Consider the following 15,179-nt stretch of genomic DNA (forward strand, 5'->3'; position numbering starts at 1 on the left):
CATGATTACTATGCAACTCTCGTGCTAAAGTTATCCTCAGATCTTGAAGATAATGACGAGAAAGGATAATCCCCCAATGATTAAAAAGTGTCTATTCCCTGCAGCAGGCTATGGTACGCGCTTCCTCCCAGCGACCAAGTCAATGCCAAAAGAGATGATGCCAGTAGTGAATAAACCATTAATTGAGTACGGCGTAGAAGAAGCGATCCAGGCTGGTATGAACGGCATGTGTATTGTTACTGGCCGTGGTAAACACTCAATCATGGATCACTTTGATAAGAACTACGAACTGGAACACCAAATCAGTGGTACGAATAAAGAAGAGCTGCTGGTAGACATCCGTGAAATCATTGACTCTGCAAACTTTACCTACATCCGCCAGAGAGAAATGAAAGGCCTTGGACACGCGATCCTAACCGGCCGTGAACTGGTTGGTGATGAACCATTTGCAGTGGTTTTAGCTGATGACCTTTGTGTAAATGAGGATGAAGGCGTACTCGCGCAAATGGTCGCATTGTTCAAACAATTCCGTTGTTCTATCGTTGCGGTACAAGAAGTACCTGTTGATGAAACTCATAAGTACGGTGTTATCTCTGGCGAAATGATCAAAGAAGGCATCTACCGTGTCGATGACATGGTTGAAAAACCGGAACCAGGTACAGCACCAAGTAATCTGGCAATCATTGGTCGCTACATTCTGACTCCTGATATCTTTGAACTGATCGAAAATACCGAACCGGGTAAAGGTGGCGAGATTCAGATCACTGATGCACTACTAAAACAAGCACAAGCAGGCTGCGTAATTGCTTACAAATTTAAAGGTAAGCGTTTTGACTGTGGTAGCGTTGAAGGCTACATCGAAGCAACAAATTACTGCTTCGAAAACATGTACCTTAAAGATGAAGTAAAGTCTGAGCTAGGTAAGCACGCAACTAAACGCGAAGCATAACTTTTTCAAGCATATTGTTCAGTATTAACCATAAAGCCCGGCTAAAAGTCGGGCTTTTGTTTACTGTTTTTTTGTCCAGTATTTCTTTGCACATTTCTCACACTATGTAATACTTGCCGCATTTGGTTATTTAGAGCAAAAACGATGGATAAAATAGAAGTTCGCGGTGCCCGAACCCATAACCTCAAGAACATTAACCTCACTATCCCTCGCGATAAGCTGACGGTTATTACCGGACTAAGTGGTTCTGGTAAGTCTTCTCTCGCTTTCGATACCTTGTATGCTGAAGGTCAAAGACGCTATGTAGAGTCTCTCTCTGCTTATGCACGCCAGTTCTTGTCTCTTATGGAAAAGCCGGATGTCGATCATATCGAAGGCTTATCACCAGCAATTTCTATCGAACAGAAATCAACGTCTCATAACCCACGCTCAACCGTAGGTACAATCACGGAAGTCTACGACTACCTGCGACTGCTGTACGCTCGTGTTGGCGAACCTCGCTGCCCGACACACCATGCTCCTCTTGCAGCTCAAACCATCAGCCAGATGGTGGACAAGGTGCTGGAGTTACCCGAAGGCAGCAAAATGATGCTGCTGGCTCCAATCGTTAAGGAACGTAAAGGCGAACACGTAAAAACCTTAGAAAATCTGGCTGCACAAGGCTTTATCCGGGCTCGTATTGATGGTGAAACTTGTGATCTTTCTGATCCACCAACGCTTGAGTTACATAAAAAGCACACCATCGAAGTGGTCGTCGATCGTTTTAAAGTTCGTCCTGACCTGCAGCAACGTCTGGCGGAATCATTCGAGACGACGCTTGAACTTTCTGGTGGTATTGCTGTTGTGGCTCCGATGGATGGTGACGGCGAAGAAATTATCTTCTCTGCAAACTTCGCCTGTCCCCAGTGTGGTTACAGCATGCAAGAGCTAGAACCGAGGCTATTTTCATTCAATAACCCGGCAGGTGCTTGCGGCACTTGTGACGGGCTTGGAGTGCAACAATATTTCGATCCAAGCCGAGTTATTGTGGATGATTCATTAAGCCTGGCACAAGGCGCAATCCGCGGCTGGGACCAAAAGAATTACTACTACTTCCAGATGCTCTCCTCTCTGGCTGATCACTATGGTTTTGATCTCCACGCTCCGTTTAATTCGCTGCCAAAGAAGACCCAAGACGTCATATTGAAGGGCTCCGGCCGCACTGAGATTGAGTTTAAGTACATCAATGATCGAGGTGATATCCGAGTTAAGCGTCACCCATTTGAAGGGATACTAAACACTCTGGAGCGTCGCTACCGGGATACTGAGTCAAACTCTGTGCGTGAAGAGCTAGCGAAATACATTTCAACTAAGTCTTGTTCAAGCTGCAATGGTACCCGACTGCGCTTAGAAGCACGGAACGTGTTCATTGCTGACACCGCCTTGCCGGAAATCGTAGAGCTGAGTATTGCCGATGCTCTATCTTTCTTTGAAACTCTCCAACTAGAAGGTCAGCGTGCACAAATTGCCGAAAAGGTAATGAAAGAGATCAATGACCGTCTACAATTTTTAGTCAACGTGGGGCTGAACTACCTTAATTTATCACGTAGTGCTGAGACATTATCAGGTGGTGAGGCGCAACGTATTCGCCTGGCGAGCCAAATTGGCGCGGGTCTAGTCGGGGTGATGTACGTACTGGATGAACCTTCGATTGGTCTCCACCAGCGTGACAATGAACGCCTATTGAAAACTCTCACTCATCTGCGAGACTTGGGTAATACGGTATTAGTTGTAGAACATGATGAAGACGCGATCCGTTGTGCTGACCACGTGATTGATATTGGTCCGGGCGCAGGGGTACACGGCGGTAATGTCGTAGCTGAAGGCACAATGGCGGAGATCATTGCTAATCCTGACTCTCTCACAGGTCAGTACTTAAGTGGTGCCAAAGAAATAGCCATACCTAAAGAGCGTACTCCCCGCGATCCGAAGAAAACTGTCGAACTTATCGGCGCAACGGGTAATAACCTGAAAAATGTTAATTTGTCAGTGCCTGTCGGCTTATTCAGTTGTATTACTGGCGTGTCAGGTTCAGGAAAATCAACCCTGATTAACGATACCTTCTTCAAGATCGCACATACCCAGTTAAATGGCGCAACAACGGCTCACCCTTCACCTTACAAGTCAATCAAAGGGTTGGAGCACTTTGATAAAGTGATCGACATCGATCAGAGTCCGATTGGCAGAACGCCTCGCTCTAACCCTGCTACCTACACGGGCATTTTTACCCCGATACGTGAACTCTTTGCAGGTACGCAAGAATCACGTTCACGTGGCTACAAACCAGGGCGTTTCAGTTTTAACGTTCGTGGTGGCCGTTGTGAAGCTTGTCAGGGCGATGGTGTGATTAAAGTTGAAATGCACTTCCTGCCGGATGTTTACGTGCCTTGTGATGTTTGTAAAGGTAAGCGATACAACCGCGAAACTCTAGAAGTACGCTACAAAGGCAAAACCATTGATGAAGTACTGGAAATGACGGTAGAAGATGCGCGCGAGTTCTTTGAACCCGTACCTGTCATTGCACGTAAATTACAAACATTAATGGATGTAGGCTTGTCATACATTCGTCTTGGACAAGCGGCAACCACTCTATCTGGTGGTGAAGCACAGCGCGTGAAGCTAGCAAAAGAACTGTCCAAACGCGATACCGGTAAAACGCTCTACATTTTGGATGAGCCAACCACTGGACTCCATTTCCATGATATTCAACAATTACTGGCTGTCTTACATCGTCTGCGAGACCACGGTAATACTGTTGTGGTCATCGAGCACAACTTGGATGTCATCAAAACCGCAGACTGGATAGTCGACCTGGGGCCGGAAGGCGGACAAGGCGGAGGCGAAATTATCGCTGAGGGTACACCTGAAGATGTGTCCCTGATCGAAGGATCACATACCGCACGCTTTCTTAAGCCTATGTTGAAGTAGAAAAAACAGGTAAAGTAGCGTCATTAATCTGAAAGGCCAGCATTGCTGGTCTTTTAAATTCAAAGCAATGTAATGTCTATGGCTACTATACATGTAAGCGGAACTAAACTGTCACCAGAAAAAGTTCAGGTTCCTCTCAACCGCAAGCTCCTTATCGCTCTGGCAGTACTCTTTGTACTGGCAATGCACTTTTTTATGCCTAATCCCGGCGGCGCAGGGTTAGCCCTTTCATTTAATGCAACTACCTGGATAGCCTTCAGCTTTGTACTCGGGATTGGTTGCTATCAGATCGCCCGTAGTCAGGCATTAAGATATTCCAAACTGACTTTCGGCCTGCTTATCTGTGTCATCATAATGACCGTGCCGGTATTTTACCCGAATGCGAACACTGACTTGGCGGCAAACAAGCTAATAGGATTATGGTGTGGCTGGCTGTTTTTTGTCGTCTTGCAACAGTTCCATTTTAGTAATAAGCACCGGCAACGTATCTTATGGTTTATTGTAATGGCTGTCGTCATCGAAGCGATTTTCGGTCTGACACAGTACCTTTACTTTAAGCCCGGCAACCCCTTCGGCTACAACACGGTCTCCAACCGACCGTATGGCATATTCCAGCAACCCAATGTAATGGCAAGTTTTCTTGCAACTGGACTTGTGATTGCGAGTTACTTGTTAGCTCGCCAGCCATATAAGTACGACCGCAAACTCAGTGATGTTTATCTTCTGTATGCTGTACCAGTTTTAACCCTGCCGTTGATCGTTGCACTTGCGTCAAGAACAGGTTGGCTTGTCTCTCTGGTTGCTGTGCTACTGATCATCCCCTACATGTACCGTTATAATACCAAGAGGCGTTTCACTCATTGGGTCATATCTCTGGCATCAGGACTACTGCTGTCGGCAGTCGTTATGAATATCGCTTTTCCGGATGGTGATGGATTAGCCACAGAGAAAGTCCATATGGAATCCCCTCGTGCTTACACTTTCCCGCAAACCTTAGATATGGTGATTGAAAAGCCATTTACGGGGTATGGGTATGGTAAGTTTGAGTCCGAATACATACTTTATACCGCTCGCCAGCACGCCTTAAATGAGAAGTATCCAGCCGGATTACCTTCCATGGATCACCCGCACAATGAGTTATTATATTGGGGGGTAGAAGGCGGCTTACTACCTGTTTTAGGTATCTTTTTAGCCATGGCGCTGGTGCTGCACAGAATTTCTCAGGCAAAGCGCGGAACCCGATTAGCTTTGCTAGCTTTGTTCATCCCTATCGTTTTACATACGCAGCTAGAGTACCCGTTTTATCACTCTTTGGTGCATTGGATAATTTTCGTCATTTTACTTTACTGGGTCGATCAGCGGGTCGCACGTTATCGTCAGGCCGGTTTCACTAAAATCACGAAAAGCTTGCTGCGCGTTTTCAGCTTGCTTATCCCCGCTGTGTTTACGTTTTATATGGTAAGTGCCTTACATACCAATTACATACTGACAAAGTTTGAGACCACACGTCCAACAAATCCGGACATCCTCAATCAAGTCAGTAATCCTGTGGTCTGGAAAGACAGGTTTGACTGGGATGTGTACAGCACTTTCCTGAATATAGGCTTACACACACAGGATCCCAGCTTAATCCAGCCGTACATCGACTGGTCACTGAATATTATTAAAGATAAGCCACGCCCTGCTTTCTATAATAATTTGATCCTCGCTTATCAGGGGCTCGATGACACCAGTAAAGCTGAACAAATCCGTGCAGAAGCGCAATTTTTATTTCCTAAGGTGGATTTTAGTCGAGTGAATTATCAGCCGCCTTCAAAAGCTCAATCAGCGTCACCTGTTCTGGCAGAAGCTGAATAACTCAACAAAAAAGCGAAGGGTAACCTTCGCTTTTTGATTCAGCTAATTAACCAGTGCCGGCAAATTTATCACGAGATAATTACCGGGATTGGTATTACTCAGTAAGTGATTCTTCCAGCGCTTTCAGGCAGAGAGCAACATTTTCCGGACGGGCACCATATCCCATCAGACCAATACGCCACGCTTTTCCAGCCAGTGCGCCAAGCCCGGCACCAATTTCCAGATTATACGTTTCTAACAGGTGAGCACGGACTTTCGCTTCATCAGTGCCTTCCGGTACATAAATCGCGTTCAGCTGAGGCAAGCGATAAGCTTCTTCAACAACAAACTCAAAACCAAGCTTCTGCAAACCTTCTTTTAGTTTTTCATGCATTCGCTGATGACGAGCCCACGCATTTTCAAGGCCTTCATTTTTCAGCATCAGTAATGCTTCATGCAAAGCATACAGGCTGTTAACCGGCGCAGTATGATGGTAGCTTCGCTTGCCTTCACCACTCCAGTAACCGAGGACTAAACTCTGGTCCAGGAACCAGCTTTGCACCGGCGTTGTTCGCGACTGAATTCTGTCAATTGCACCCTGTGAAAACGTTACTGGTGACAATCCCGGCACACATGATAGGCATTTCTGACTGCCCGAATACACAGCATCCAGTTGCCACTCATCAACTTTTAGCGGCACCCCACCCAGAGACGTAACTGCATCAACAATAGAAAGTGCATTGTATTGCTTGGCTAATTTGCCCAGAGCCTGAGCATCACTCACTGCCCCGGTAGAAGTTTCCGCATGGACAAAAGCTAAAATTTTAGTATCCGGATGCTGCTGCAGAGCCTGTTCTACTTTATCGACGGAAACTGGCATTCCCCATTCATCGTCGACAACGACCACTTCGCCGCCAGCTCGAACTACGTTTTCACGCATGCGCTCACCAAAAACACCATTGCGGCATACGATGACTTTGTCACCTTTTTCAATCAGGTTAACGAAACACGTTTCCATACCAGCACTGCCGGGAGCAGAAACCGCGATAGTGAACTCATTTTCAGTCTGAAACGCGTATTTCAGCAACTGTTTTAGTTCATCCATCATAGCGATGAATAGCGGGTCCAGGTGACCGACTGTCGGGCGACTCAGCGCTTGCAGTACCTGAGGGTAAATATCTGAAGGTCCAGGTCCCATAAGTATACGATGCGGGGGAATAAAACTTTGGATCGGCATGTCAGCTCCTTGTTTAACGTTATTTAGCCCGAGGAGAACGATTATTTTTAGAGTTTAGTATACCCAAATGACTTCAAGATGCAGGATTCAGAGCGTTGTCACTGGCACAAGTTTGAGGAAAATAACGTAGTGGAATAGCAAGCTATTTCCAAGTTATATGACGCTGAAACTGTGTCAGTGACACGCTCCTAAAGGGCGAGTTGCCTTGGCTCACAGCCTTTGTTAACGATTTTTGATTTAGAACCACTAGATCTTCAAATCGTTGCCGCGCCTGTAAGCCAAGTCATTCTCGCTGAACCTAGCATCTTGAGGTTATTTGGGTATAAGGTCTCGGGCACCAGAGGCATCACACTAATGGATTTTGTGTAGCTCGGCAATTAGCTATAAGTATTGAGTACAAATAACCATCACAAATTCGTTAGTAGAAATCATAAGAATAGTGGAAATATTGATTGACATTACAGCGGTAAAACCGTTCAATGTTTGAGCTTTATGTGGAAGAGGAGCACTACCCAGGTAGATGATTTGTGGAACCGCAATTCCAATACAAACCATTGAGGGGGAGTAGTGCCGAGGTAAGTCAAAATTGCAGGGTTTGACTTGTCGGTTGACCTGGGTTGAGTCCCATCAACTGTCATCAGCACCGTCTGATGAAGAGCTTCTGAGGGTACATATTTCAAATGACATTTTAGATACCTCTCTTTTTGCTCTGCTCCTCTCCTCACTAAATATCGGATATACATTATTTTCTAGGAAGTCGTGGGAGAACGCAGTGAGCGCATTTAACGTAGCAAAATTCGGTGGAACCAGTGTTGCCAACTTTGAGGCAATGAGTCGTTGTGCCACCATTATCGAAAACAATCCAAATACTCGCCTTGTCGTTAGCAGCGCTTGTTCAGGTGTAACAAACCTATTGGTGGAACTGGCCAATGGTGTCCAGGATCAGGAGCAACGTGCCGAGTTGCTGCGTAAACTCGCGGAAATTCATGACGCTATTCTTGGTGAGCTAAGAGATGCTACGGAAGCAACCACGGAGGTTTACGCGATTCTGGACACGGTCACCAGCTTAGCCGAAGCCGCATCCATTCAAGCCAGCACTAAGCTAACAGATCATTTGGTTGCATGTGGTGAACTGATGTCAACACACATTCTGGCTCAACTGATGAGAGAGCGTGGCATTAATGCAGTGCGTTTCGATATACGCGAAGTGCTAAGAACCGACAACAACTTCGGCCGTGCTGAACCGAACGTCGAAGCCATTTTTCAGCTGGCGCAAGAGAAACTCGTACCACTGTGTCAGGAATCGATCGTGATTACTCAGGGCTTTATCGGTTCTGACGAGGAAGGCAACACTACGACGTTAGGTCGCGGTGGCAGTGACTACAGCGCTGCGCTTATCGCTGAGGGTGTAAAGGCTTCCGGCCTGGAAATTTGGACCGATGTCCCTGGCATCTATACAACCGATCCGCGTATTGCGCCAAAAGCATCACCGATTCCGGAAATCAGCTTCAGTGAAGCGTCAGAGATGGCAAATTTTGGCGCGAAGATCCTTCACCCTTCCACGCTGGTACCAGCGCTACGCCACGACATACCGGTTTTTGTCGGTTCTTCTAAAGATCCGGAAGCCGGCGGCACCTGGATTCGCCATCAAGTAGAAAGCTCACCGTTGTACCGGGCTCTGGCATTACGTTGCAACCAGACAATGGTGACACTGCGTAGTGCAAACATGTTCCACGCATACGGTTTCCTGGCGAAAGTATTCGAAATACTGGCTAAACACAAAATTTCGGTAGACCTGATTACCACTTCTGAAATCAGTGTCTCACTGACACTGGACCAAACCGATACGTCTGGCGGCGCACCGCAGTTACCTCAGGAAGTAAGAGAAGAGCTGGAAGAGCTGTGTAAAGTAGAAGTCGAGCACGATTTATGTTTAGTCGCGCTGATAGGTAATAATATGAGTGGCACTAAAGGCTACGCGAAGCAAGTCTTCGGTACGCTAGAAGACTTTAACCTGCGTATGATTTGCTACGGTGCAAGCCCACATAACTTGTGTTTCCTGCTGCACAAATCAGAATCACAGCTGGCAATTCAGAAACTACACACCGAGTTGTTTGAACGATAAGTACCAAACTTTCAACAAGACAAAATAACAAAGGGCTGCCACTGGCAGCCCTTCTACTTTTCAACTGATTAACCGTTAATATTTGGACCTAACCACTTCTCTGCCTCTAACCGGTCCCAGCCTTTACGTTCAGCGTAACTTTCCAGCTGATCTTCCTGGATCTGTGCGATCGCAAAGTAACGAGAATCAGGGTGCGAGAAATACCAACCAGAAACAGAAGCCCCCGGGTACATCGCATAACTCGAAGTCAGTGACATACCGATATTCTCTTCGACATCTAAAAGATCCCATAATGGCGCTTTTTCAGTATGCTCAGGACATGCCGGATAACCCGGTGCAGGTCGAATTCCCTGATACTTTTCACGAATCAGATCATCGTTGGTTAAATTCTCATCCTCAGCATAACCCCAGATCTCTTTTCTTACCCGTTCGTGCAGATACTCTGCAAAGGCTTCAGCTAAGCGATCCGCAACAGCCTGGATCATGATCGCGTTGTAATCATCACCTTTAGCCTTGTATTCATCAGCCAGTTCACGTTCACCAATACCACCAGTCACTGCAAACGCCCCAACCCAGTCGTGCTTACCGGAAACTTTAGGTGCAACGTAATCTGACAGACAATAGTTAAAGCCTTTTGGCTTTTCAGTTTGCTGTCGAAGGTTACATAAAACTTTCGCGACTTCGCTGCGAGACTCATCAGAATAAACTTCAATGTCATCACCCACGCTAGCTGCCGGGAACAGACCACAAATACCACGTGCATTGAGTAAACCTTCACGTTCAACACGATCAAGCAGTTCATTCGCATCATGGAACAAGCGCTGCGCTTCTTCACCGACTTCTTCATGTTTGAAGATAGTCGGGTATTTACCGACAAGTGACCAGGTCATAAAGAATGGTGTCCAGTCGATGTACTGACGCAAAGTAGCAACATCAAAATCATCAAAGATATGAATACCCGGCTTCTTAGGAGCAGGAGGAGTATAAGCACTCCAGTCAATCGCTACTTTGTTGGCACGAGCTTCTTCTAGTGTTACCGGCTTGGTTCTTGGCTTCTTACGGCTATGCTGATCACGTACACGAACATAATCTTCATCGAGTTTTTCGACAAATCCAGGTCGCAACTCATCAGATAGCAGCGACGTACATACCCCAACTGCCCGTGATGCGTTGTTCACATAAACAACCGGATGCTTGTAGTTCTGCTCTATCTTGACCGCAGTGTGCGCTTTCGAGGTTGTTGCGCCGCCAATCAGCAATGGAAGGTCAAAATCCAGACGTTCCATCTCTTTCGCTACGTGTACCATTTCATCTAAAGACGGGGTAATCAGTCCTGACAAGCCGATAATATCGACGTTCTCTTCTTTGGCGACTTTTAGGATCTTCTCGCAAGGCACCATAACGCCGAGGTCAATGATCTCGTAGTTATTACATTGCAGAACAACACCCACGATATTTTTTCCGATATCATGTACATCGCCTTTCACCGTTGCTAGCAAGATCTTACCGTTACTCGACCCTGATTGCTTTTCTGCATTGATATAAGGTTCTAGGTGAGCAACCGCCTGCTTCATTACACGTGCTGATTTCACGACCTGAGGCAGGAACATCTTTCCTTCACCAAACAGGTCACCGACCACGTTCATGCCATCCATTAACGGGCCTTCAATTACCTCCAATGGTTTCGAGGCGTTAACGCGGGCTTCTTCTGTATCCTGCACAATGAACTCAGTAATACCTTTAACCAGAGCGTGTTCCAAGCGTTTTTCTACCGGCCAGGTACGCCATTCCAGTGCAGAGGCATCCTCTTCTTTACCAACGCCTTTATCTGCATATTCAGCAGCAATATCCAACAGCCTTTCAGTCGCATCATTACGACGGTTCAATACCACGTCTTCGACCGCTTCACGCAGCTTTTCCGGTACGTTATCGTAAATCTCCAGCTGACCGGCATTAACGATCCCCATATCCATACCGTTTTTAAAACAGTGGTAAAGGAATACAGCGTGAATCGCCTCGCGCACATAGTTATTACCGCGGAAAGAGAAAGATACGTTAGACACACCACCAGATATCATCGCATGTGGTAAGTCACGCTTGATGTCACCAACCGCTTCAATAAAGTCAACAGCGTAGTTGTTGTGCTCATCAATACCTGTCGCGACAGCAAAAATATTCGGGTCAAAAATAATGTCTTCTGGCGGGAAGCCGACTTCATCAACCAAGATACGGTAAGCATTAGTACAAATTTCTATTTTTCGCTCTCGAGTATCAGCCTGGCCAACTTCATCAAATGCCATGACGATAACGGCTGCACCATAACGGCGAATCAATTTAGCCTGCTCAACGAATTTCTCTTTCCCTTCCTTCAGAGAAATCGAATTTACGATACCTTTACCCTGAATACACTTCAGTCCGGCTTCAATAACTTCCCACTTGGAAGAGTCGACCATTATAGGCACTTTGGAAATTTCCGGCTCTGAAGCGCAAAGGTTCAGGAAGCGAACCATACAAGCCTCTGCATCCAGCATCCCTTCATCCATATTGATATCGATGATTTGTGCGCCGTTTTCGACTTGCTGCCGAGCTACATCTAACGCTTCGTCATATAGCTCTTCCTTAATCAAGCGCTTAAAACGAGCCGAACCAGTTACGTTAGTGCGCTCACCGACATTAATAAACAAGGAATCTTTTTCTATTGTCAGTGGTTCCAGACCTGACAAACGGCATGCCACAGGTAGTTCAGGTAACTGGCGAGGAGTAACGTTTTCAACAACTGCTGCCATTTGACGTATGTGATCGGGAGTAGTACCGCAACAACCACCAATCAGGTTCAAGAACCCGCTGTCAGCCCACTCTTTAACATGCTCAGCCATGTCATCAGGAGACAGGTCATATTCACCGAATGCATTTGGCAAGCCCGCGTTCGGGTGTGCAGATACAAAAGACTCAGAGATACGCGAGAGTTCTTCAACATATGGGCGCAGTTCATCTGGGCCAAGGGCACAGTTCAAACCAAAAGAAAGTGGCTTAACGTGACGTAAAGAGTTGTAAAACGCTTCCGTCGTTTGACCTGACAGAGTACGGCCTGAGGCATCGGTAATTGTGCCTGATATCATTACTGGTAGTGAGATACCCAACTCTTCAAATACAGCGTCAACTGCGAAAGCACATGCTTTAGCGTTTAAGGTATCAAAAATAGTTTCGATGAGGATCAGATCTGAGCCACCTCTAATCAGAGCGCGAGTCGACTCAGAGTAGGCTTCAACTAACTGGTCAAAACTGACATTGCGGTAACCCGGGTCATTTACATCCGGAGAGATAGAACAGGTGCGGTTTGTCGGACCAAGCACACCAGCTACATAGCGTGGTTTATCAGGTGTTCTTGAGGTCCACTCATCCGCTGCTTCACGAGCTAACCTAGCCGCAGCAAAGTTGATCTCTTCGCTAAGGCTTTCCATATCATAGTCAGCCATCGCAATCGTAGTCGCATTAAAGGTGTTAGTTTCAAGAATATCAGCGCCGGCTTCAAGATAAGCGCTATGGATGTCCTTGATCAGTTGAGGCTGACTGAGTACCAACAAGTCGTTGTTACCCTTTAGATCGCAATGCCAATCAGCAAAACGCTCTCCTCGATAATCTTGCTCTTCAAGTTTATATCCCTGAATCATGGTGCCCATACCACCATCAATCAGAAGAATACGTTGCTTCAACTGAGCTTCAATCTGTTGTCTTACATTACTTCCCACAGTACAGCCTCATTCCTTTAGTTATGATCCCATCCTATCACACAAACTTCAGGAGTCTAGACGTCCAAACGTAGATTTCATGATTATTTTATCGAGCTCTTAACTTATAAAAGAATCACGAAAAAATGTTTGCTATTTAAGCAGCATCCGCCGAGAATTCCATTCATAAAATGTTACAAACAGAGTGTTCTAATGTCGGTCTATCATACTTTATGTTTTCTATCCGCTGCTGCGATGTTAATCGCTTTCGTAAACAGCAAAATAGGAAAGATGCAAACTACCATCGCTATCACAGCTGGCTCAATGGTGCTTTCCCTTCTTATCCTTATTGCAGGTCAAAACAACTGGTTTCATCTCACGGAAATTGCTACGCAGACAGTAACCAGTATCAACTTCGAAAATTTCTTACTTAAAGGCATTTTAGGTTTTTTGCTTTTTGCCGGTGGCCTGGGTATCAAGCTACCTAACTTAAAAGATCAAAAATGGGAAATTACAGTATTAGCGCTTGCAGCCACTCTGTTCTCGACGTTCTTTATCGGTTTTGCTCTTTATGGCATCTGCTTGCTAATTGGTATTCAGTTTGACTTGATATACTGCTTACTGTTTGGCTCATTGATTTCTCCAACTGACCCGATAGCAGTTCTTGCTATTGTTAAAAAGTTGGACGCACCGAAACGTATCTCAACTCAAATTGAAGGTGAGTCATTGTTTAACGATGGCTTCGGTCTGGTCATTTTTGTCACTTTATTTACCATCGCTTTTGGCACTGAAGCTCCTACAGTCGGAAGTGTGACAATGCTATTTATCCAGGAAGCAATTGGCGGCATATTCTACGGTTTCTTGCTCGGACTGCTCTTCCACTACTTAATTAGTGCGACAGACGATCACTCAATGGAACTACTTTTAACGATAGGCGTCCCTACTGCTGGTTATGCATTCGCAGAATACATCCACGTATCGGGTCCTTTGGCAATGGTAGTTTCAGGGATCATGATTGGTAACTGGACACGCTTTATTGGCTTCTCTAAAGAAAGTGAAGATCACCTGGATCACTTTTGGGAGCTGGTCGATGAATTCCTAAACGGTGTTCTGTTCCTATTGATAGGTATGTCGATGCTGCTATTTAAATTTCATGAAGAAGACTGGATCATGATGGCCATTGCAGTTCCTCTAGTACTAACGTCGCGGTATCTCAGTGTATTCCTTTCGTACATCGGATTTAAACGTTTCAGAAAATACAACCGCTGGTCAGTAAAAATCCTGACTTGGGGAGGTCTTCGTGGTGGCTTAGCACTTGCGATGGCACTATCCATTCCATCTGGAATCTGGGTTATTCAGGACAAGTTGATCGACGTGAAAGAGATCATTCTGGTAATGACTTACGCTGTAGTTGTGTTTTCTATCTTGATTCAAGGCTCGACCATTACCCCAATGATCGAAAAAGCCAAAGAAGAAGAAAAGAAGATGGAGGAAGCGCATAGCACCCAAGCGGCCTCCGAAAAAGATGAGAACAGTGAGCAACTCAAGCAGCAAGAACAACTTGAGTCTTAACCAGACAGCTATACAAAAAAGCAGCCATCCCGCTGCTTTTTTTATACTTAAATATAATGGGTAAGCGAACATCAGCGTAATCAGGCTAATAATCTTGTTTCCCGCACCCATTAGAATGTGTAGGAATTGATAAAGATAAACTATCTAGCTAATCAGATTTGAACTGAATTGTCGCTAGAATTAGTGAAAGTCAGACGTGCTTGAGATGCTCGCCAGGTAGGAATCGATAACGGCAGGATTAGAACACCTAACTTTGGGACACGCAGCTAGTGATTTCATCACTTCTATCCAGCTATGTCTTTTAGCCAGACGAAAACGAGTTCCTCTGCTTCAAGTTAGACCCATCAATAGAGGCAGATAACGAAACCGTTTTCATCTCTATTCTTTCGCTGCGGGTCAAAGCCACAGTTCGACATTGGATACGATAGTTATCATATCCTTGTTTGTTAGTTAGCTCGCCGGTTTTAACTGCTGAGGACTGCCTTCAAGTTAAAGCATAGTGAGTAATCGCACTGAGTACGCTTAACGTAGAGGGGCTATGTGAAATAGACATAATTCGTCCTCAATGTGTAAACACATTTCAGGACGGACACCAGATATGACAAAAACCTCGCTATTTATAACGAGGCTTCTTAATACTAGCTGAGAGTGAGGGATCGCGACCGACCTAGGTTCTGATACATATCCCTACGGACTTACAAGCCCCCAAAAACAACGAAAGCCTACAAATTCTTTGCAGGCTTTCTATATTGTGACTGAGAGCCG

General features: G+C 45.7%; 7 protein-coding genes and 1 riboswitch. Of the genes, 5 read left to right on the top strand and 2 right to left on the bottom strand.

Annotated features, from left to right (window positions below):
- Window positions 1-76: 76 nt before the first annotated feature.
- The 3 genes from galU to KHN79_RS12305 all read left to right on the top strand — a co-directional run bounded on the left by galU (window position 77) and on the right by KHN79_RS12305 (window position 5,773).
- Entirely contained in the window at window positions 77-949 is an 873-nt protein-coding gene (gene galU / locus KHN79_RS12295; RefSeq protein ID WP_182010919.1) for a UTP--glucose-1-phosphate uridylyltransferase GalU, read from the top strand.
- Window positions 950-1,093: 144 nt separating this feature from the next.
- Window positions 1,094-3,916, top strand: a complete 2,823-nt coding sequence (gene uvrA, locus KHN79_RS12300; RefSeq protein WP_182010917.1) for an excinuclease ABC subunit UvrA — start codon at window positions 1,094-1,096, stop codon at window positions 3,914-3,916.
- Between the two features lie 78 nt (window positions 3,917-3,994).
- Complete coding sequence (locus tag KHN79_RS12305; protein WP_182010915.1) at window positions 3,995-5,773, top strand: PglL family O-oligosaccharyltransferase; 1,779 nt, start codon at window positions 3,995-3,997, stop codon at window positions 5,771-5,773.
- A 94-nt stretch (window positions 5,774-5,867) separates the two neighbouring features.
- On the opposite strand, the gene KHN79_RS12310 is transcribed toward KHN79_RS12305, so the two are convergent.
- Complete coding sequence (locus tag KHN79_RS12310) at window positions 5,868-6,989, bottom strand: alanine--glyoxylate aminotransferase family protein (protein ID WP_182010913.1); 1,122 nt, start codon at window positions 6,987-6,989, stop codon at window positions 5,868-5,870.
- Between the two features lie 490 nt (window positions 6,990-7,479).
- Window positions 7,480-7,658: riboswitch (Lysine riboswitch) on the top strand.
- 103 nt (window positions 7,659-7,761) lie between these two features.
- On the opposite strand from KHN79_RS12310, the gene lysC reads away from it, so the two are divergent.
- Window positions 7,762-9,114 carry a lysine-sensitive aspartokinase 3 gene (gene lysC, locus KHN79_RS12315; protein ID WP_182010911.1) on the top strand — a complete coding sequence of 451 codons (1,353 nt, stop codon included), beginning with the start codon at window positions 7,762-7,764 and terminating at the stop codon, window positions 9,112-9,114.
- A 68-nt stretch (window positions 9,115-9,182) separates the two neighbouring features.
- Here the strand turns inward: lysC and metH are convergent, their stop codons facing one another.
- Window positions 9,183-12,863, bottom strand: a complete 3,681-nt coding sequence (metH, locus tag KHN79_RS12320; protein WP_182010909.1) for a methionine synthase — start codon at window positions 12,861-12,863, stop codon at window positions 9,183-9,185.
- Window positions 12,864-13,055: 192 nt separating this feature from the next.
- Between metH and KHN79_RS12325 the strand changes: the two genes are divergently transcribed.
- Window positions 13,056-14,414 carry a sodium:proton antiporter gene (locus KHN79_RS12325; RefSeq protein ID WP_244812572.1) on the top strand — a complete coding sequence of 453 codons (1,359 nt, stop codon included), beginning with the start codon at window positions 13,056-13,058 and terminating at the stop codon, window positions 14,412-14,414.
- The last annotated feature ends 765 nt before the right edge of the window (window positions 14,415-15,179 follow it).

Source organism: Vibrio sp. B1FLJ16 (assembly GCF_905175385.1).
Taxonomy (GTDB): domain Bacteria; phylum Pseudomonadota; class Gammaproteobacteria; order Enterobacterales; family Vibrionaceae; genus Vibrio.